We start from the raw sequence: 19,277 nt of genomic DNA on the forward strand, positions 1-19,277 counted from the left end.
TACGCCATGGAAAGAAAAGGCGCTTTATTCTCGGAACACACAAAAGCAAAGATGCCGCCGTCGATACGTGGGTGGGTCATGTGTGGGTAATACCACCGCGAGGCTGACGGTTGCCATAACGGCAAGCAACACAATCAACCACCAAAGTGGAGAAGGCAGCCAATCCAGGGTCAGAACAGAAGGATGCATCAATTGCTCAGACAGCGAACATTTCTTGCCCACTGTATTGACCTCATCACCATGCTCTCCCAAGTTGCCAACTTGGCAGGCAGCTTGCGCCCCTGATTGCAGGCTAAGCTGATTTTGCAAGGCACACACTGCCAGAACCCATAACGCTATCGCGAGGGCCCAGCCAGCTTTAGAACGACGCGTGTACCTTTGCATCCCACCTCCTGTCGAGTTGGCACTCATTATGCCCCACGCTCGAAAATAAACAATGGGTTAGCCTTGATGCCAGGCAAACGGGAGGCTAACGGTTCGCATCCCTATCTTGGCCGCGTGGTAAGCTGAATATGATCTTCCCAGTCAATCACATCAATTTCATACACCACGCTGTCTTTGACCGAAATACCCGCTTTGTGCATTGCCGCTTTTGATCCGGTGATCAGCGGGTGCCAATCAGGTAGCGGTTTATCTTCTGCCAACAAACGATAGGCACAAGTTTCTGGCAGCCAGTAAAACTCGTCGATTTTGTCGCGGGTAAGCTTCAAACAGGACTCTTCATACGAGAAACGATTAGGATAGTCTTTGCATGAGCAGGTTTTATCATCCAACAAACTGCAGGCAACGTTGGTATAGTAGAGTTCATCAGTTTCTTCATCGATCAACTTATGCAAACAACAACGGCCACAACCGTCGCATAACGACTCCCACTCCTCATCGCTCATTTGCGCTAAGGTTTTTTGTTGCCAAAAGGGCGTGCTCATGATGCTGGCTCTCTTTTTATAATAAAACCGCGCGGAGCGGCAAGACATTGCGCCGCTGTTATAACCATCATAGCGATAAAGTGCAAGCAGGCATTGGGATGGGTTGGAGAGTGTACAGCCGAATGATAAAGTGCCCGCCCCTGCACATTGAGGAAGCCGACAATATGCCCACTGCATCGACATTTTCGTGCCGTCTAGGCTGTGGCGCCTGCTGCATCGCGCCTAGTATTTCATCTCCCATTCCAGGTATGCCTTATGGTAAACCTGCAGGCACTCGCTGTGTGCAGCTCGATGACAACAATTTATGCCAGCTTTTCGGTACGCCCGACCGCCCAGGCGTTTGCGCCGCATTTGACGCCGACCCGGATGTCTGTGGCGATCATTACCAACAAGCGCTCGACAACTTGATATATCTGGAAGCGGCGACATAAAAAAGCGCTACCTCACTACAAGCTAGCGCTTTTATCATATTGGCTTGTTTTTACCGCAGTACTAGCCTTTCTGTATTATTGGCGCTTTTCTGCAGAATTAGCTTTGGATACCCACAATCAGCCAAGGCGCATTGGCTTGGGACAAGTCACGCTCAAGATGCCAGATATCAGTAATATCTTCTTCGACACCCTCCACACGGTCACAATAACGGCCGGTGAATTTTAAGCTTAACTGTGCGCGACGGCTGTCGTGATCAGCACGGACAATCTCTGCATCGACGTACATCACTTCGGTATGTTGCTCAGTACCTAAGCGCGCGCGTTCTGCCGCTAAGTCGTTGTATAGCTCAGGGGTGACGTATTCTTGGATCTTTTCTAATTCATTGTGGTTCCATGCACCTTGCAAAATACGATAGTGCTCACGCGCACCACTTAAAAAACTTTGCATATCGAACTGTGGCGGAAAGTTAAACGGCACATCATTTTGCGTGTCGGCACCAAAGCCACCTGTCGCAGCCCTGCTTGAGCTATCAGCCGCATGGTTTCGAAAGGCATTAGGTTGCTGATGATAATAACCTTTACTCTCACCCGCATAGGCTGGCCCTTGTGCTTGGGCCCCCGCCTTCGCTTGCGTCAGTCCGCGTAAAAACTTCAGTGCAAAGTAGGCAATCAGACCCATGATCAGGATGTCCATAAACTGGATCCCCTCAAAGGCACCGCCAAAGAAGGCCGCGAGCAGGCCACCAGCAAGCAAGCCACCCAGCAGACCACCCGCGAGCCCTTTTTTGCCGCTTTTGGTGGTATTTTGCTTGAGCGTGTTAGTGTTTGTGGTGTTATTTTTTGGCGCTGGCGCCGTTTTGAAGCTTTTACCAAAGGACTTGCCGCCGCCAAAGCGCTTCGCTTCTGCATAAGGCGCTGTGACAACAAAGACAAACATCAAAGCTGCAACAGAGAGTAATTTTTTCATGATCGCATCATCTGTGGTTTAAGACGCTTCTCATGCTAGAGTCTTTACCGATGAAGTCAATTAAAGGGGGGAAAGAAATTGTTACCAAACATCACCTCTCCGCCGTTGTTTTTGCGCGTTAAGGAACCATTTGACGCCACTGCACTCCAAGCCATTATCTAACTTAAAGACACATACAGGCCCGAACCATGAATGATACACACAGCAAACTCGTCGGTTACCTACTCTGGATCTTTGGTTTTCTTGGTTCACACCGCTTTTATTACGGTAAACCGGTGACCGGCACTATTTGGTTTTTTACTCTAGGGCTGTTTTTAATTGGTTGGATTGTCGATTTGTTCTTAATTCCGGCCATGGATAAAGAAGCCGACCTTCGTTTTCGTAGCGGTTCGACTGACTTTACCATTGCTTGGCTTTTACTGACTTTTCTAGGGGTCTTAGGCATTCACCGTATGTATATGGGAAAGTGGATCACGGGGATTATCTACTTGTTTACGGGGGGCTTTTTCTTAGTCGGTATTCTCTACGACTTTTGGACCTTGAACGAGCAAGTCTCGATTAAAAACATGCAAACCTTTTCGTAATCATCGCTAATCCCCCGCTAACGTTATGACGGCGCAATCTTTAATGGGTTGCGCCCTCGCCTCGCATTGCTAGTATAACGCGCTGACCGCCTTGCTAAAATGGACCAATGCACTCATGAGCCAACAGTTTCAACTTTTGCGCGAGCGACGCTTTTTGCCTTATTTTATTACTCAGGCACTGGGCGCCTTTAACGACAACGTTTATAAAAACGTATTGGTGATTATGGTCGCGTTTGCCTCCGCAGATCAGCTCCCTATGGATGCCACCTTATTTATCAATGCGGCTGCCGGGCTGTTTATTCTTCCCTTTTTCTTGTTTTCAGCGTTTGCCGGTGAGCTTGCCGATAAACACGATAAAGCGTGGATTATGCGACGAGTAAAGTGGCTGGAAGTGCTGATTATGTCTTGTGCAGCCGTCGCACTGTATGTCCAAGCATGGATCGTCCTCTTGGCTCTCTTGTTTTTAATGGGCACTCAATCGGCCTTTTTCGGTCCGGTGAAATATGCGCTGTTACCGCAAACCTTGAGTGATAAAGAGCTGGTCTCTGGCAATGCGTTGGTAGAAACGGGGACATTTTTATCCATTCTGCTCGGGACATTATTAGCGGGCTTTATCGCCCATCATCCTGATTCCAATCTTATTGCGGGGATTGCGGTACTCGTCTTTGCTTTACTGGGGGTGCTCTCCGCTCATGCTATCCCCCCCGCGCCAGCAGGTAACCCCGGACTCAACTTACGCTACAAACCCGTATCACTGATGCGGCAAACCTTGCGCTTTGCGCGTAAAGATAAGGTAACCCTGCAAGCGATACTAGGCATAAGCTGGTTTTGGTTTTTAGGCGCAAGTTATCTCACACAATTTCCGAAATACACGGCACTGCTCGGGGGCGGTGAAACAGGTGTCTCGTTTTTATTGACGCTATTTTCGATTGGGATCGCGGTCGGCGCATTATTGTGCGACAAACTCTCTGGCCATCGTATCGAACCTGGGATTGTGCCATTGGGCAGCATCGGTTTAACGGTGTTTGGACTGCATCTATTTTTTGCTACTCCGGCCAGCCCGACACCTCACGCCGATTTGCTCGCTTTTGTCACCGACCCGGCGTTAACTTGGGTGTTTATTGATCTGCTGATGATCGGCGTTTTTGGTGGCATATTTATTGTGCCCCTGTATAGCTTGATGCAACAACGCGCCGATAAAGCCGCACGTGCGCGTGTGATTGCCGCGAACAATATCTTTAATGCCTTGTTTATGGTGGCCAGTGCCATACTGGGGATCACCATGTTGGTGGTCGTTGAGCTCTCGATTGCGGAATTTTTCCTGTTGCTCACTTCACTCAATCTGGTGGTCGCACTTTACGTCAGTAAGCTCGTGCCTATTTTTGCTCTACGCTTTTTTACCTGGATGATCACGCACACCTTATACCGTGTGACGCACAAAGATCTGCACCATATTCCGGACAAAGGGGGCGCACTGCTGATTTGTAATCATGTCAGTTACATGGATGCCCCTTTACTCGCGGGCGCCTGTCATCGCCCTATACGCTTTGTGATGTTTGAAGACTTATACAAGATCCCGGTTCTCCATTGGTTTTTCCGCACCTCAAAAGTGATCCCCATTAGTCATCGTGGCCGCACAATTCGTACCGCGATGAATGAGATCCAACGTGCGCTGGATAATGGCGAAGTCGTGCTCATTTTCCCTGAAGGACACCTTACTTATGATGGGGAGGTTGATCAGTTCCGCCGGGGTATGGACATGATATTGCAACGCTCACCGGTCCCCGTTGTGCCCCTTGCATTGCAAGGATTGTGGGGCAGTTACTTCAGCCGCCATGGCGGCAAAGCGATGTTAAAGCTTCCAAAACGGTTTTGGTCTAAGGTGACGGTTGCCGCCGGGCCAGCGGTTGAACCTGAGCAAGCAAATGCTGACTATTTGCGTGACGAAGTGATTCGCCTCCAAGAAGATAACGCTTAACTCTTCATATAAGCTTGCGCCCATTGGGCCAAAGCGTGACGGGACGGTTTGATTTGGCCGTCTTGTTGCGTCTCAGGCCAACAAAGGTAATGTGCCGGGCGCTGATACGGCGCCAGTGAGGCACAATGCTCGGCCAACACTCGGGGCGAAAAAGGGCTCGCGCTCTGCACAATGGCTAGTGGGCGATGACCGAATTCGCGATCGACAATCGGGACAACCATCGCTTGCGTCACGCCTTTCAAACGCTGTAAATGCGCTTCGATCGCTTCAGGTTGAACATTCTCGCCGCCGCAAATAAATTGATTATCTAGACGTCCGACAACGCGTAGTACCGACACCGCCTGCTGGGTCTGCCAACGACCGAGATCCCGCGACGCAAGGCCTTGCTCGGCATCTAAGGGGTGTAGCTGGCCCGCTTGCCAATATCCCAAAGCTAACGTCTCACCACGATGGATAATCTCACCATCGTCACGTATCTGCACATCACGATAAGGCAGCGGCGCGCCGACATCATCTTGACCATCGGCACGCTTTAACGTCACGGTTGATGCCGTTTCCGTCATACCATAGCCGCACCAGCAGGCAATGCCCATCGCTTCGGCGTCTTGGGTTAAAGCGGTAGGGATCGCCGCACCGCCTAATAATACATGGGCCAAACGCCGTGGTTCGGCCTCGTCCTTCAATGCGGGCAAGACGCGATAGAGCTGGGTTGGGACCAGTGATGCATGGGTCACCCGTTTTAACGCATTGACTAAGTGCTCCCCTCGACACGGATAAATGCCAAGCTCCCCCCCGGCTAACAACCAACGCCACACAATGGCAAGACCAGAGACGTGATAAAGCGGTAAAGAAAGCAACCAACGATCCGGCGTTTGAGAGGCACGGACGCCTGTAAACGGTAACCGCTTTGTCAGACCGGCAGCACTGGCAAGATGCTGACGCCCGCCGTGTACCACCGCTTTGGGCGCGCCAGTCGATCCTGACGTCAAGGTAAGGGTTAACGGCATGTCGATATGCCAAGGCGCCATATTGCGTGCCGATTGCGCGTCAGGCACCGATTGGTGAGCGTGGGCCCATTGAAAAGGACCTAGATTATCGAGCACTGCCGTTTGTACATCCGCACTTAATGCCTGATTTAATACCAAGGTTTGTTTACCGGCTTGCCAAGCAGCCAACAAGGTGACCACCAAAGACTGCAGGGCATCGTGGCTATTTAATACCACCACTGGCGCATCATTGAACGTCCGCTGCTGGGCATCGACTAAAGCACGCAACGCCTGCCATGTGAGGGGGGTCTCGCTATCTATCGCGATGGCATCAGGCGCGTCAGCCGCCCAGTAACGCCACGGCCAGGTGTTAAAAGCAAAGCATGGCGACGTCACAAGGTATTGACCCAAATTAACGGCTGGTCATCGAGTGGAATCAAAGGCTGATTGGCGCCAGGCCAGGTTCGATCCAGCTGTTGTTCAAACACGCCCAAGGTATCGAGCCCAGGCACAACATTCGGGGTGAGCGAGCTGGCAACGCGCGATAATTGCGTCAGTCCCAAGCTGGTTTCAAGTGATGAGCTAATGACGGCTATTTTACCGAGTGCGTGTGCGCGTGTAACGGATTGACTCACCTGCGCGAAATCACCCATCATTGTTGGTTTGATCACCCAAGTCCTTACATGATCACTTTCTTTTAACCCTGTGTCGTCGCTATCTCGCAAGGTTTCATCCCATGCTAATGGCACCCCTAATGCCTCTGCTTGAGCAAGAGACTGATAAGGATCACGACAGGGCTCTTCAATCCAGCTTATTCGCGCTTGATGCGCCTGACTCAGACCACACCAAAAGGCCGCAAGTTGTTCAGGCCGCCAACGACGATTGGCATCAAGACGCAACTTAAGGTGAGGAATGGCATCGAGCAACGTGGTCACCATTAAGCGATCACGCGCCACTTCATACTCACCCACTTTAACTTTGGCTTCATCGGATGGATCATCCGAGTGCGGGCCACCCGAGTGCGGGCCACCCGACACATGTCCCAGTGCGGCGAATAGCGCGTCCGGATCCCCGGTACACACGGGCACCGTCTGAAACGAGGACGGGGTCGGCAAGCGTTGATCCAACTCCGCTTGGGCAATGCTTAACCCCCATGCAACCGAAGGTGGCAATTGGGGCATGGCGATATTACGGTGATCACACCAAACAGCAGTCGCGGCAATCAGAGCGTGCCGTGCTTCGGCGAAGGTTTCCTGACTAAATCCAGGCAAAGGGGCAATTTCGCCCCACCCGCGTTGTGCGCCTTCGCTTAATTCCACCACCAAGCCTTCACGCTGGGTTAAACGCTGGTCACGTAAAAATAGACCGGCAGTGACCGGCAAGGTGTATTGATATATCCGTGCCTGTCTCATAAAGACCTCTATGGATTGCGTGGGAAACGATCAAACTCTGGCCGACGTTTCTCGTTAAAGGCATTTCGCCCTTCTTGCCCTTCGTCGGTCATGTAAAACATCATGGTGGCGTTGCCGGCTAATTCTTGAAGTCCGGCTTGACCATCGCAATCGGCATTGAGTGCCGCTTTTAAACACCGCAATGCCATTGGGCTATGCTGCAGCACCTCGCGACACCAGCGTACGGTCTCTCGCTCGAGCTCGTCCAAGGGCACCACTGTGTTGACCAGTCCCATGTCCAACGCTTCTTGCGCATTGTAAAAACGGCAAAGGAACCAGATTTCACGCGCTTTTTTCTGCCCCACAATCCGCGCCATATAAGAGGCACCCCAGCCGCCGTCGAAACTGCCTACTTTGGGGCCTGTTTGACCAAATTGGGCGTTATCGGCCGCAATGGTTAGATCACACATCATATGCAGAACATGACCACCACCGACAGCATAACCGGCAACCGCGGCAATCACAGGTTTGGGACAGGTGCGGATCTGACGCTGGAAGTCGAGCACATTCAGGTGATGAGTGCCTTCGTCGTCTTGATAGCCGCCATAATCACCACGTACCGATTGATCGCCCCCAGAGCAAAATGCTTTTTCGCCTAAACCGGTCAGAATGATCACGCCTACTCGGCTGTCATAGCGCGCATCAGCGAGCGCTTGCATCATTTCTTTAACGGTTTGCGGACGAAACGCATTACGAACCTGAGGGCGGTTAATGGTGATACGCGCAATACCATCGGCGGATTTGTGATACAAAATATCGCTAAACGTTAGCTCAGTCGGCATCCAGTCAATGGGTGCATACAGTTCTTGTTCGGTCATTCCCGGCGTTACAGCCATGGCTTTCCCCTTAATTGGTTGATGGGGTACAAGGCCCCGAAAATTGGAAGATAAAAATCGTTACGCTGATAACCGGTCGTTATCTGATAGCACCTGCACAAACGACGACGGATTGGCCCAATGACAATTATGTCCCGCCCCTTTTATCAAAGTGAAGGGGATCCCGGTTGTGCGCTGGAGCGAGTGGGCCAACGAGATAAACTTAGGATCTTGCTCCCCACAAAGGTAGTCAATCGACAACCCTTGTCGCAACGCATCACCTAATGCGGGACGCAGATCAGCTTGCCGACCGAGCGATGTGGCATCGAGCATAGCGGCAATCGCGGGCCCATGGTTGTCACCACGCACTGTCATCAGTTTGGCGCGCTGCGTCGCATCAAGGGATTGAAACACCGATTGCTGATACCAATCGTTTAATACCATCGAGAGCGGCTCATGCGTAAAGCGCTGAGCCCAGGCTTGATCGTGGGCCAACCGTTGATGACGTTCATGGCGATGCAGTAAACCAGGGTGTCCCGCTTCGAGGAATACGCCCTGCCAACGAGCTGGATACGCGGTGGCTAAATGCATCGCGATGCGTGCACCAAGCGAATACCCCACTAAATACGCTGGCAGATTCCCCCACACCTGGTCACAGGTCTGGCGCACCGCGTCGACAGTAGTGGCAAAATCAACGCTTGGACAATCAACACTGTCACCATGGCCGGGTAAATCAAGACAGAGCCAGTGACAGGCTTTTAAGCGCGAGGTAACACCTTGCCAATCTTGTTGACTCCCCAGCAAACCGTGCAAAAAAACCACCTTGGGACCGTCCACCTTGCCCCCCTGCTGATACCCCAGCATCACCCCTCCTGCGCTGCCATATTGGCAAGTTGCTCTGTTAAGATTTTCCCCGCTTCACCCGCGGGCGTCACCACTTCAATCACATCAGTCCCTGGTGTATTAAACGCTTGGACGAGCGCAGCCGCGAGATCAGATTCGCAGGTTGGTTGTTGATAGTTCAGGGAAAACTGCGCGGCAACCTGCTCAAACCGCAGACCGTGCGGCATGCGATAATAGGCGTCACAAAGCTGCGGATCGACTGGCAAGGAATCAAAAATGCCGCCGCCATTGTTATTGAGGATAAGCATGGCTGCCGGGGCAGCCGTCTCACGCCATAGTGCAAGACTATTAAGATCGTAAAGCGCGCTCGTGTCGCCAAGCACCACCAGCATCGGCTGACGTCGGCATCGCTGAACGCCTGCAGCGCAGGCAAATAGCCCGTCAATGCCTGACGCACCGCGATTGGCAAACACCGGATAGGCGCCAAGTTGCGACCAAATATCCGCCAAACGAATCGCTAGGCTGTTGCCGATAAAAATATCGACGTGCTCGGGAAGCATCGTGGGTAATTGTTGGAATAAGCGGTGCTCTGACAGCAATGAGGGAGAGAGCCTGTCAGTCGCTTTCTCCATCTGTGCTCTCGCCTCATTCGTCAATGTTTGTTGCCAAACAAGGGGCGAGTCCGCCGACGAAGTGAGCCCTTCAGACGTTGAGCACGCCGCACTCACCTGGTCAGTCAGTGCATCAAGCCATAACGACCAGTGGCGCTTGTCGACAACACACTGTTCAACCGCTCGATGATGAGGATCAAGTGGCTGCGCATTATCCGTCACCAACCAATATTGCGCAGAGGTTTGCGCCAACCATTGTCCCAAGCGTTTTGACACTAAACGCCCGCCGAGCTGGATCACCCATTGCGCCTGAGACAACTGCGCCTGCAAGTTGGGATGGTTTAACCAAAGATCGTAGCCAGGTGCTGTGCTCGTGATGCCCGATTGCGGGTCGGCTAATACCACCGCATTCAGCGCTGTGGCTAAGCGGTTAACCGATGCTGATAATCCGTGCGGCAGCGCACCCGCCACAATCACCGTTTTTACGGGGCGATCGGATGGCAAACTGGGCGGGAGGCTATCTCGCTCTATCGGCGTAGAAAACCGTCCATGATGGCGCGTATAGCTTTGTTGACTTTGATACCAGTTAGCAATCGGCGCACGGATCTCAGCCTCAAGCGCTGCATCTCGTTCGCCATAGAATGGCTCTCGAAACGGGCAATTAATATGCACACTGCCACCACGTGCCGCTTGATGGGCAAGCACCTGATCCACCTTGGTCAATAAAGCACTCAGTGGCATCCCCGCGTCTGGCGTAGGTAAATCCAGTTGGGCAGTAACATGGGACGAAAACAGATCGCGCTGCACAATCGCTTGGTTCGCCCCGCAATCGACCAATTCAAACGGACGATCTGCAGACAGAATAATTAATGGCTCACCGGTTAACCCGCTCTCGACTACCGCAGGCAAACAATTCGCCACCGCGGTTCCGGAAGTGACAATCACTGCCACCGGTGCCTGTCCGGCTTTGGCTAAGCCTAAGGCAAGATAACCAAGACCACGTTCATCAAAGTGACAATGTAAGGTCACCGGACGCTGAGGGTGCTGACTTTGTTTCACGGCGGCCAGTGTGAGCGGCGTCGATCGCGATCCTGGGGCAATACAAATATGTTTGACGCCCAAGCGCGATAACTCGTCGATAAGGGTTTCGGCCCATATATGCGTGAGTGTCAGCGACATTAACACACTCCAACAATGGCGTCGTCGTGCTCGTGGGCATGACGATAAGGGAGACACTGACGCATGGTCGTCAGTTTGTTATCTAACTCATGCCACTCAGCCTCAGGATCAGAGCCGGGAACAATTCCTGCCCCCGCAAATAAATCCACCGTATTATCGGTCAATTGCGCGCTTCGGATCGCCACACAAAATTGGCTTTCACGTTGTGAAATATAGCCCACGGCTCCACTGTAACGACCGCGTGTGATCCCTTGTTCGGCGAGAAACGCACGGGCCGTATCACGAGGAAGTCCCGCCACCGCAGCAGTCGGTTGAAGCGCGCCTAAGATCACACTGTCATCGACACCAGGACCAACGATGGCACTAATACGACGACGCAAATGCTGAAGATGACGAAGCACAATCAAATGGGGTTCAGGATCAACGGTAATCGTTAACGAATGACGCCGTAAGCCGGCAAAAATATCATCAACGACCAACTGATTCTCATGAACGTTTTTACTGTCGTTTAGCAACCACTCACCGAGATGATGATCTTCACTAAAGCTCGCGCCGCGACGTACGGTGCCCGCGACCGCTTCTGTGGTCACGCGACAATCTCGACGTCGATAGAGTCGCTCTGGGGTCGATCCGACAAAAGCATCGTCCGGCCCCGTTGCGAACAGAAAATGGAAACTCTCGCTGTTATGTTGTTGGCTGTGGCTAAGAAGCTGTCCACCGCTCACCGCTCCGTCCAAGGTTAAACGGGTTTGCCGCGCAAGCACCACTTTTTTCAGCTCAGTGTGGGCCATGTTTGACAATGCACGCGTCACCGAGTGACACCATTGATGATGGTTTGGGGTATGTACTTCTTGACGGATTCGTCCAGCCATCGGCGCGAGGGGTCGGCCTTGCCAGATAATTTGGCTGAGAATTGCTTGGCTATCAGTTTCAGCGATGAGATTGACACAAAGCTGCCATTGCTTATCGCGACGAATAAGCTCCACCACGGGAAGAAAGAAATCACCACTGCCTGGTGCATCATCAAACGCAACGCATCCCCAGATTCGCTGCTCGGGTAATAAGCTAGCCTGCGCCTGCTGAATTTGCGTAAACTGACGACAGGCGCCCAGTACTAGCACCTCTTCCCGGCCATCACGCGACTGCCAATAGCTTTTCGGGTAGACAGGCTGGGCGTCTAGCCACGCAATCGGTGATAAATCTCCTGGCCAAGTAAAATCGGTTTGCAACTGTGTTGGCGCTTGACTGATCGCCAACTGGCTTTGCAAGTGATTGGCCGCTTGAATCAAGGTAGTCACGACATCCTCCAACCGCCTAGGCGGCAGTCCTATTCGCAAGTCTGTACCTGCTGCTATTTATGTAGCACGTTATTCTTGCTTGTCAGTCTAACCTGTGAGGGCATAAGACAAATATGCGCTAGATCAGTCTTCGGTTAAAATTGGCTGATTTTTTGCCGACACAAGCGAAACAGCACTCGATTCAACCAATGCTTATCAAATCGATCAACCATCTTTCGAAGAGGGTGAGAAATAGTGTAAGTTACTTAAAAAGCCTAATAACAATTTTCACCTTTGATTGACAGGAAGGGTAATGCAACCAATCGGTATGTCCGCCAAGCTGGATAATGTCTGTTATGACATTCGCGGCCCAGTGATGAAAGAAGCCAAACGGCTAGAAGAGGAAGGCCACCGGATTTTAAAGCTCAATATCGGCAATCCTGCGCCGTTTGGTTTTGATGCCCCAGACGAAATCCTGGTCGATGTGATCCGGAATTTGCCGACCTCGCAAGGATATTGTGATTCGAAAGGCCTTTATTCAGCCCGAAAAGCCGTTGTACAGCACTACCAAAAGCGCGGCTTGATGGATCTGGATGTCGAAGATGTCTACCTGGGCAATGGCGCCTCCGAACTGATCGTCATGGCCATGCAAGCGTTACTGAATAATGGTGATGAGCTACTCGTGCCCTCGCCGGATTATCCACTTTGGACAGCCGCAGCATCGTTATCGGGCGGTAATCCGGTCCACTATCTGTGTGATGAGGAGTCTGATTGGTATCCAGATTTAGACGATATCAAGCGCAAAATTACGCCAAAGACTCGCGGACTGGTGTTGATTAACCCCAATAACCCGACCGGCGCCGTCTATAGCCGTGACTTTTTGTTGCAGATTGTCGAGCTGGCCCGCCAGCATAATTTGATCATTTTTGCCGACGAGATTTACGATAAAATTCTCTATGACGGGGCGCAGCATTATTCTATCGCTACCCTGGCTCCCGATGTGCTTTGTTTGACCTTTAACGGTTTGTCTAAAGCGTATCGAGTCTGTGGTTTTCGTGCCGGTTGGATGCTCGTGACCGGGCCCAAACAGCATGCGCGCGGTTATATCGATGGGCTTGAAATGCTGGCGTCGATGCGCCTGTGTGCCAACGTACCGATGCAGCATGCGATTCAAACTGCGCTCGGCGGCTATCAAAGCATTAACGAATTGATCCTGCCGGGCGGTCGATTACTGGAGCAGCGCGACAAAGCCTATGAGCTGATCAATCAGATCCCTGGTGTCAGTTGTAAAAAACCCAAGGGAGCATTGTATTTGTTTCCTAAAATCGACACCAAGCGCTACAGCATCCATAACGACGAAAAGCTGATGCTCGACTTTTTGTTGCAAGAAAAAGTCCTCATGGTGCACGGCACCGGCTTTAACTGGCAACAGCCGGACCATTTCCGGTTAGTCACGCTCCCGCGGGTGGATGATTTGGAAATGGCAATCAGTCGTTTTGAGCGTTTTCTCTGCGGTTATAGCCAAGCCACCTAACGGCTTAATCGACCTTGCGTTTATTATCAAGCAGCGGTAAAACGCTGCTTGATTCCGTTATTAAACAGTGACCATCATGTCTCGATACTGCTCATCTTGCCATAAAGCGAAAGCCATTTGCGTATGCGATGCCATTACACCAATCACCAATACAATCCCGGTGATTATCTTGCAGCATCCCGATGAAGTCTCGCACCCGAAAAACAGTGCTTGTTTACTCGCGTTAGCATTAGAGCATTGTGAGCGTTGGATAGGAGAAGATTTTAGCGAGCACCGCGCGCTGAATGAAAGGCTCGCACGGTCCCAGCGCCGCTATGCAGTGTTATATCCGGGCGAGCATGCTATCGCTCTATCATCGCTGACCAAGCCATTAGCATCAGCCAAAGAAAGCGACCGCGAGATACCATGGGGGATCATATTACTCGACGGAACATGGAAAAAAGCTTACAAACTGTATCAGTTATCAAAGAATCTCCATGATTTACCCACAGTCAAGATTACCACCATGCCACCGAGCCAATACACCATCCGCAAAAGTAGTAAGCCAGGGGCCCTTTCGACCCTAGAGGCCGGATTTGCTGCACTGAGTGAGTTAAGTGGTGATCGTGAACATTATCAGCCCTTACTCACAAGCTTTGAGGCGATGATCGAACGCCAGCTTGCCTTTATGCCGGCATCATCCAATCATCCCCGTCCTAGCGAATAGCGTACAAAGGACCGTTGCTCGCGGCGGTAAACATGGTGCTGTGTAGCTTCTGAGCAAAACTGTCTGTCATCGACGATAAGTAATCGGCAATCACGCGCATGCCCGACTCCCCTGCGGTTTGTGCTGTTAACCAATCTTGTCGATAGTCTTTAGGCAACAGGCGCTCGGGATCAGAGGCAAAGGCGTCAAACAACTCCATCACCAATTGCTGACCTTTATACTCAACCACCTGAAGCTCAGGCTGCTTCACTACAAATTCACTGACAAATCGCTTCAGTACCTCCAGCACGCCAGCCATCACCTCGGTTAGATAGGCGTTCCAGGCTAACAAAGGAGACGTAAAGCGATAGGTGCCATCTTGAACCGTCGGGGCCACCTCGACGGAGGTTAATAAGGTGTTGACCAAGGCCCCGATCGCATCTTTGCGCTCATACGGAGGACCGAACATTTGTTCGCTCAGTTCACCAATATTGGCTTCTAACCAAGGATCGCCGCATTCAGCGATATAACTTGCCACGGCCTCTTGCCACTGCTCACGGGTGACCAATCCCATTACAATTGCATCTTCCAGATCGTGGACACCATAAGCGATGTCATCCGCTAACTCCATAATGGAGCAATCCAACGACTTATAACGCGTCTTGCGATGCTGGTCAGCAGGCGTGTTGTCTCTGAACGTCAAAAATAACGCCCGATCGGCGGCACTGAACGGCTCAAGTACCCAGTTTCGGCGTACACTGTCATGATCATAAATACCTTTAGCAGGTTGCCAATCACGCGCTTTGAGATGACGAAAATCGCTGACAGGCGTTGGCTGTGAACCATTGTGTGCGGCGCTGATAAACGCGGGGTATTTCATTACGCCCAGCAAAGTGCGACGCGCCAAGTTCATGCCATGATGTTGGGTATAAGGTTCAAGCAGCGTCACGATCCGAAATGTCTGGGCATTGCCTTCGAAGCCACCGTCGTTTCGCATCATATAATTTAATGCCACTTCACCACCGTGCCCGTATGGCGGGTGGCCAATGTCATGGGCAAGACATAAGCTTTCCATCAGCCCAGTGGACGGTAAAAGTGGCCGAAACTCAGGCTGTCTTTCTTTAAGCTGCGCAACAATGCCGGTGCCAATTTGTGACACCTCGAGCGAGTGGGTTAAACGGGTGCGATAAAAGTCGCTATGCTCAGCCCCCAACACCTGTGTTTTGGCTTGTAAGCGACGAAATGCGGCTGAATGTAAAATACGCGCACGGTCACGCTGATAAACGGTACGCTTATCGTGACGGCGCTTCTTGTTCTCATTGCTCATCTGGCGTGTTTGCCAGGTATCTGGTAGTTCAAAATCCATCGTCACTGATCTCATCCAGCGATAAGGTGAAGCTATCCACGAAGGTGGCCATAAAGTAATCGGTGGCTGGAGAACGACGCTTTTCTAGTGATGCTTCAAGTCGCTTCTTGGCTTGCTCAAATTCATGGTTACCGGCGGCGATTTCTTCCAAACACTTTAAGTAAGCACATAAAATATCCGCTTGTTTCACCAACAAATAATCATCTGGATCAATATGGTCTGAATCAATCAACCCGCTGTATTCATCCTGCAGCTCTGGCGGCAGCATGGCGATCAACTTTTTCTCCGCCATTTTCTCGATTTTTTTATATTCAGCGGCAATCGACGGATTAAAGTATTTGACCGGGGTGGGTAAATCGCCTGTGATGACTTCGCTACAGTCATGAAACATCGCCAGTACCGCAATACGTTCTGGCTGGTACTGCCCTTCAAAACGTTTATTGTGAATAAGCGCTAAGGCGTGGGCGACAAACGCGACTTGTAAACTGTGTTCAGAGATATTTTCGACGGAAACATTGCGCATCAAAGGCCAACGGTAAATCAGCTTCATCCGGGCAAGATGAGCAAAAAAGTGACTTTGTTTGTGAGTCATTGCGTCCTGCTACTTTCCTACAACCAGATTTCATTGTGTGCATTCCGGCCGGCAGACACAAGGATTATTCGCGCAAAGACGGTGACGTCTTTGCGCTGAACTCTCCATCACTATGACGACACGTTAATCCGGTCGCGGTTTTTCTCCAATGTCGATGCGCCAATGCCTTTTACTTCGACTAAATCGTCTGGTGAGGCGAACTTTCCGTGTTTCTGGCGATAATCGACGATGGCTTTCGCTTTGGCAGGGCCAATACCGCGGAGCTGCTCTGAGAGGATTTGTACACTGGCAGTGTTAATATCCACCGAGCGCGTCTCAACCTGTTCAGAGGACTGAGACGCATCTTGACTGGCGCTTAGCACAGTGGGCGCAGTCACTAGTGCCAACACAAATAGAATACTGGATAGTAGGTGTTTCATTTTTGATCTCCATGTCATCAATATCGCCGACACGGTAAATCACTGTTTGCGCCTTTTCATGTCCCCGCAAACAGAAAAACGACGCAGGACAAAATCCTAGCGTCGTTTTTCTATTTTCACACAAACCAATGCGAGAGACGTCTAACTCTCTGCGATCCTGTTAAGCGCTCACGCTGAGCGCTTTCTCGCGTTTAAACGCTCACTACACTCGCTTATTGTTGTGCGTCAACCTCTGCATAAGTCACATCCACTTGCTCACGCAGCGCTTCGAGTGTGGCAGACAAAGACATATTGCTCATCGCACGTGCAACGCGATCGGCCATTTGGCTTTGTGGGCTAATGTCTGGCATCGCAGGGTTAATCACGTTATCCAGCGCAACCACCACAATATCGCCCTGACGGTTCTGCGTTACCCCATAACTTGCGCCTGTATCGTTAGGCTGAGGCAACGAGAAAGCGAGCTCCGACACCGCTTGCTGCTGAGAAACACGATTGATCACTTGCGCATCACTGAACACATAATCACCCTGATCTAGCGTACCGGTCTGCTCAAGTTGCGCGACCAATTGGTCCGCTTTTTCTTGCGCCTGCTGGCGGCCTTTTTCTGCCGCGAGCGTCGCCTGCACCTGGTCTTTTACTTCAGCAAAACTCAATTGCTTTTCAGGCTTCACGTCGTCGAGACGCACCACAATCGCGTGCTCACCTGACAGCTCAATCAGCTCAGAGTTAAGGCCATTTTCACGCACATCATAGCTATCAAGCGCTTGCTGGATTTGAGGGCGCGCCATTAAGCCTTGGGCATTATCGAGCGCAAAGTAATCCGTAAACTGCACCTTCGCATTCACCGCCTCTGCGGCTGGCTCAAGGCCATTCGCCTCTTCAAACGCCACTTCAGCCAGTTGCGTTGACTGTGCATAGAAACGATCCGCCGCTTGCTCTTGTTGCAGAGCAAGACGAATGTCGTCTTTTACGTCAGACAATGGCGTAACATCGGCTGGGTCAATATCATCTAAGCGAATGATATGATAGCCGAAATCAGATTTAACTAAGCCACTAATATCGCCTTTTTGCGCCAGTGCGTAAGCGGCTTTTTCAAACGCAGGATCCATCACACCGGGTTCAATCCAATCCAATGATCCGTTTTGCTCGGCACTAAAGGTGTCATCAGAAACTTCCTTGACCAAGGTCGCAAACGCTTCACCTTGATTGAGGCGATCTAACGCTTGTTGAGCACGAGCTTTGGCGTCGTCTCCTGTTCCTTCAATTAAGATGTGGCTAACCTTACGGCGCTCTTGTGAGCCATACTGAGACTGGTTGTCTTGGTAGTAAGTGGCAATATCTTCATCCGTGACTTGAATGTCACTGGCTAGCCCTTCACCGGTTAATTCCACATACGCGACTTTCACCATACGTGGTTGAATATAATCATCACGATTCGCTTGGTAATAGGCTTCCAGCTCCTCATCCGTTAACGACACCTGGTTGGCAAAGTCCTCAACTGGCAAGGTTAAAGTACGCACTTCACGGCTCTGTGCTTCGAGACGGTATAAGCTTTCCAGTTCGCTAGGTAATACGAATGCAGTTGTTCGTAAGCCATTGACCAACTGCTGGCGCATTAAATCCGTGCGCATATAGTTAGCAAATTCATCTGCACTCATACCGGTTTGACGCAATGCCGCTTGATAACGCTCGTTATTAAACTGACCCGCCTGACGGAATTGAGGCATGGCACGGATCGCCGCTTTCACTTGTGCGTCACTGACGCGTAATCCTAATTCACTGGCTTCGTGCTCTAAAAGCAAGTCATTCACCATACGATCAAGAATATTTTGGCGAAAACGTTTTACGTATTCGGGGTTACCGAGAAGCTGATTGAATTGCTCGCCCGCTTGTTGCTGCATACGTGCACGCTCATTTTGATACGCGCGATCCAGTTCCGCTCGGCTAATTTCTTTATCACCGACGGTTGCAGCAGGCGGTGTGGATCCACCGGCCAGATAACTACCGACACCGGCAAAAGCAAAGGAAAAGATAATAAGGCTTAAAATGATCTTAACCGGAAGACTATTGGTGCCTTCGCGTATACGTTCCATCATAACGGGCCGGTACTCCAACTGGTTTGGACTGGTTGTTTTTCAACTAAAAAGGCGCATCTTTTGATGCGCCTTTACGCTCTTGTGCACCGAATTATACGCGGTTGTTAGTGGCTTTGCAGCTCCAACACCCTGTCAAACGCGAATAATTCGGCACGACCTCACGTGATAATTACTCGTTTACCGCGTCTTTTAACGCTTTACCGGCTTTAAAGCCCGGTACTTTTGCAGCGGCAATATCAATTTCAGCACCGGTTTGCGGGTTGCGTCCCTTACGTGCAGCACGTTCGCGCACTGAGAAGGTACCAAAACCGACGAGTGCGACTTGATCACCTGACTTGAGTGTGTCAGAGACAGAGTCTACGAACGCATCCAGTGCTCGCCCCGCCGAGGCTTTAGAAATATCAGCACTCTCTGCAATATGATCAATCAGTTCCGACTTATTCACTTTTTCATCCCCTTAAATAACTTCTCCGCAAATCCTATGCGCATTGCGGTTTCAATAACAGACGCTTTGTCGACGCAAGACGTTGTAAGCAA

General features: G+C 51.2%; 19 protein-coding genes. 5 read left to right on the forward strand and 14 right to left on the reverse strand.

Features of this window, described 5'->3' with window-relative positions; genetic code table 11:
- Positions 1 to 24 precede the first annotated feature (24 nt).
- Positions 25 to 384: a hypothetical protein gene (locus BZG81_RS03325; protein ID WP_077460358.1), complete on the reverse strand. Its 360-nt coding sequence runs from the start codon at positions 382 to 384 to the stop codon at positions 25 to 27.
- A 101-nt stretch (positions 385 to 485) separates the two neighbouring features.
- The gene (locus BZG81_RS03330) at positions 486 to 926 is read right to left on the reverse strand and encodes a YcgN family cysteine cluster protein (RefSeq protein ID WP_021022268.1); all 441 of its coding nucleotides are present in this window, start codon (positions 924 to 926) and stop codon (positions 486 to 488) included.
- Positions 927 to 1,090: 164 nt separating this feature from the next.
- On the opposite strand from BZG81_RS03330, the gene BZG81_RS03335 reads away from it, so the two are divergent.
- Complete coding sequence (locus BZG81_RS03335; protein ID WP_021022267.1) at positions 1,091 to 1,357, forward strand: YkgJ family cysteine cluster protein; 267 nt, start codon at positions 1,091 to 1,093, stop codon at positions 1,355 to 1,357.
- Positions 1,358 to 1,454: 97 nt separating this feature from the next.
- Here the strand turns inward: BZG81_RS03335 and BZG81_RS03340 are convergent, their stop codons facing one another.
- A complete protein-coding gene (locus tag BZG81_RS03340) occupies positions 1,455 to 2,324 on the reverse strand; it encodes a Tim44 domain-containing protein (RefSeq protein WP_077676729.1) in 870 nt (289 codons plus the stop codon).
- A 188-nt stretch (positions 2,325 to 2,512) separates the two neighbouring features.
- On the opposite strand from BZG81_RS03340, the gene BZG81_RS03345 reads away from it, so the two are divergent.
- Together BZG81_RS03345 and BZG81_RS03350 are read left to right on the forward strand one after the other, a co-directional pair.
- The gene (locus BZG81_RS03345; protein WP_077660660.1) at positions 2,513 to 2,908 is read left to right on the forward strand and encodes an NINE protein; all 396 of its coding nucleotides are present in this window, start codon (positions 2,513 to 2,515) and stop codon (positions 2,906 to 2,908) included.
- 115 nt (positions 2,909 to 3,023) lie between these two features.
- On the forward strand, positions 3,024 to 4,886 hold the full coding sequence (locus tag BZG81_RS03350; RefSeq protein ID WP_077676730.1) for an MFS transporter: 1,863 nt from the start codon (positions 3,024 to 3,026) through the stop codon (positions 4,884 to 4,886).
- On the opposite strand, the gene BZG81_RS03355 is transcribed toward BZG81_RS03350, so the two are convergent.
- The 6 genes from BZG81_RS03355 to BZG81_RS03380 are packed head-to-tail and all read right to left on the reverse strand — an operon-like array spanning position 4,883 to position 12,069.
- Positions 4,883 to 6,268: an AMP-binding protein gene (locus BZG81_RS03355; RefSeq protein ID WP_077676731.1), complete on the reverse strand. Its 1,386-nt coding sequence runs from the start codon at positions 6,266 to 6,268 to the stop codon at positions 4,883 to 4,885. The two genes, BZG81_RS03350 and BZG81_RS03355, sit on opposite strands and share 4 nt — an antisense overlap.
- Positions 6,265 to 7,284: an o-succinylbenzoate synthase gene (menC, locus tag BZG81_RS03360; RefSeq protein WP_077676732.1), complete on the reverse strand. Its 1,020-nt coding sequence runs from the start codon at positions 7,282 to 7,284 to the stop codon at positions 6,265 to 6,267. Before menC ends, BZG81_RS03355 begins: the two co-directional genes overlap by 4 nt.
- 8 nt (positions 7,285 to 7,292) lie before the next feature.
- Positions 7,293 to 8,159 carry a 1,4-dihydroxy-2-naphthoyl-CoA synthase gene (gene menB / locus BZG81_RS03365; protein WP_077576286.1) on the reverse strand — a complete coding sequence of 289 codons (867 nt, stop codon included), beginning with the start codon at positions 8,157 to 8,159 and terminating at the stop codon, positions 7,293 to 7,295.
- A gap of 60 nt (positions 8,160 to 8,219) precedes the next feature.
- On the reverse strand, positions 8,220 to 9,002 hold the full coding sequence (gene menH, locus BZG81_RS03370) for a 2-succinyl-6-hydroxy-2,4-cyclohexadiene-1-carboxylate synthase (RefSeq protein WP_077669316.1): 783 nt from the start codon (positions 9,000 to 9,002) through the stop codon (positions 8,220 to 8,222).
- A complete protein-coding gene (menD, locus tag BZG81_RS03375; protein ID WP_077676733.1) occupies positions 9,002 to 10,771 on the reverse strand; it encodes a 2-succinyl-5-enolpyruvyl-6-hydroxy-3-cyclohexene-1-carboxylic-acid synthase in 1,770 nt (589 codons plus the stop codon). Before menD ends, menH begins: the two co-directional genes overlap by 1 nt.
- A complete protein-coding gene (locus BZG81_RS03380) occupies positions 10,771 to 12,069 on the reverse strand; it encodes an isochorismate synthase (protein ID WP_158011825.1) in 1,299 nt (432 codons plus the stop codon). The genes menD and BZG81_RS03380 overlap by 1 nt, the downstream gene beginning before the upstream one ends.
- 292 nt (positions 12,070 to 12,361) lie before the next feature.
- Between BZG81_RS03380 and BZG81_RS03385 the strand changes: the two genes are divergently transcribed.
- Both BZG81_RS03385 and BZG81_RS03390 read left to right on the forward strand, forming a co-directional pair.
- Entirely contained in the window at positions 12,362 to 13,582 is a 1,221-nt protein-coding gene (locus BZG81_RS03385) for a pyridoxal phosphate-dependent aminotransferase (RefSeq protein ID WP_077676734.1), read from the forward strand.
- Between the two features lie 76 nt (positions 13,583 to 13,658).
- On the forward strand, positions 13,659 to 14,288 hold the full coding sequence (locus BZG81_RS03390) for a tRNA-uridine aminocarboxypropyltransferase (protein ID WP_077676735.1): 630 nt from the start codon (positions 13,659 to 13,661) through the stop codon (positions 14,286 to 14,288).
- On the opposite strand, the gene BZG81_RS03395 is transcribed toward BZG81_RS03390, so the two are convergent.
- From BZG81_RS03395 to hupB, 5 genes are all read right to left on the reverse strand, one after another.
- Entirely contained in the window at positions 14,278 to 15,633 is a 1,356-nt protein-coding gene (locus BZG81_RS03395; RefSeq protein ID WP_021022255.1) for an anti-phage deoxyguanosine triphosphatase, read from the reverse strand. The two genes, BZG81_RS03390 and BZG81_RS03395, sit on opposite strands and share 11 nt — an antisense overlap.
- Complete coding sequence (yfbR, locus tag BZG81_RS03400; RefSeq protein ID WP_021022254.1) at positions 15,623 to 16,225, reverse strand: 5'-deoxynucleotidase; 603 nt, start codon at positions 16,223 to 16,225, stop codon at positions 15,623 to 15,625. The genes BZG81_RS03395 and yfbR overlap by 11 nt, the downstream gene beginning before the upstream one ends.
- A gap of 110 nt (positions 16,226 to 16,335) precedes the next feature.
- Entirely contained in the window at positions 16,336 to 16,644 is a 309-nt protein-coding gene (locus tag BZG81_RS03405; RefSeq protein WP_021022253.1) for a ComEA family DNA-binding protein, read from the reverse strand.
- Positions 16,645 to 16,856: 212 nt separating this feature from the next.
- A complete protein-coding gene (gene ppiD / locus BZG81_RS03410; RefSeq protein ID WP_077676736.1) occupies positions 16,857 to 18,740 on the reverse strand; it encodes a peptidylprolyl isomerase in 1,884 nt (627 codons plus the stop codon).
- Positions 18,741 to 18,909: 169 nt separating this feature from the next.
- Entirely contained in the window at positions 18,910 to 19,185 is a 276-nt protein-coding gene (gene hupB, locus BZG81_RS03415) for a nucleoid-associated protein HU-beta (protein WP_077460346.1), read from the reverse strand.
- Positions 19,186 to 19,277 lie beyond the last annotated feature (92 nt).

The sequence above is a fragment of the Salinivibrio sp. MA607 genome (assembly GCF_001996245.1).
GTDB lineage: Bacteria > Pseudomonadota > Gammaproteobacteria > Enterobacterales > Vibrionaceae > Salinivibrio > Salinivibrio costicola.

Coding starts and splice junctions, on each gene's coding strand:
- BZG81_RS03405 (WP_021022253.1), bottom strand. CDS start 16,644: ATGAAACACCTACTATCCAGTATTCTATTTGTGTTGGCACTAGTGACT.
- BZG81_RS03395 (WP_021022255.1), bottom strand. CDS start 15,633: ATGGATTTTGAACTACCAGATACCTGGCAAACACGCCAGATGAGCAAT.
- BZG81_RS03325 (WP_077460358.1), bottom strand. CDS start 384: ATGCAAAGGTACACGCGTCGTTCTAAAGCTGGCTGGGCCCTCGCGATA.
- BZG81_RS03340 (WP_077676729.1), bottom strand. CDS start 2,324: ATGAAAAAATTACTCTCTGTTGCAGCTTTGATGTTTGTCTTTGTTGTC.
- BZG81_RS03390 (WP_077676735.1), top strand. CDS start 13,659: ATGTCTCGATACTGCTCATCTTGCCATAAAGCGAAAGCCATTTGCGTA.
- BZG81_RS03350 (WP_077676730.1), top strand. CDS start 3,024: ATGAGCCAACAGTTTCAACTTTTGCGCGAGCGACGCTTTTTGCCTTAT.
- ppiD (WP_077676736.1), bottom strand. CDS start 18,740: ATGATGGAACGTATACGCGAAGGCACCAATAGTCTTCCGGTTAAGATC.
- BZG81_RS03335 (WP_021022267.1), top strand. CDS start 1,091: ATGCCCACTGCATCGACATTTTCGTGCCGTCTAGGCTGTGGCGCCTGC.
- menH (WP_077669316.1), bottom strand. CDS start 9,002: ATGCTGGGGTATCAGCAGGGGGGCAAGGTGGACGGTCCCAAGGTGGTT.
- BZG81_RS03385 (WP_077676734.1), top strand. CDS start 12,362: ATGCAACCAATCGGTATGTCCGCCAAGCTGGATAATGTCTGTTATGAC.
- yfbR (WP_021022254.1), bottom strand. CDS start 16,225: ATGACTCACAAACAAAGTCACTTTTTTGCTCATCTTGCCCGGATGAAG.
- menC (WP_077676732.1), bottom strand. CDS start 7,284: ATGAGACAGGCACGGATATATCAATACACCTTGCCGGTCACTGCCGGT.
- menB (WP_077576286.1), bottom strand. CDS start 8,159: ATGGCTGTAACGCCGGGAATGACCGAACAAGAACTGTATGCACCCATT.
- BZG81_RS03345 (WP_077660660.1), top strand. CDS start 2,513: ATGAATGATACACACAGCAAACTCGTCGGTTACCTACTCTGGATCTTT.
- BZG81_RS03330 (WP_021022268.1), bottom strand. CDS start 926: ATGAGCACGCCCTTTTGGCAACAAAAAACCTTAGCGCAAATGAGCGAT.
- menD (WP_077676733.1), bottom strand. CDS start 10,771: ATGTCGCTGACACTCACGCATATATGGGCCGAAACCCTTATCGACGAG.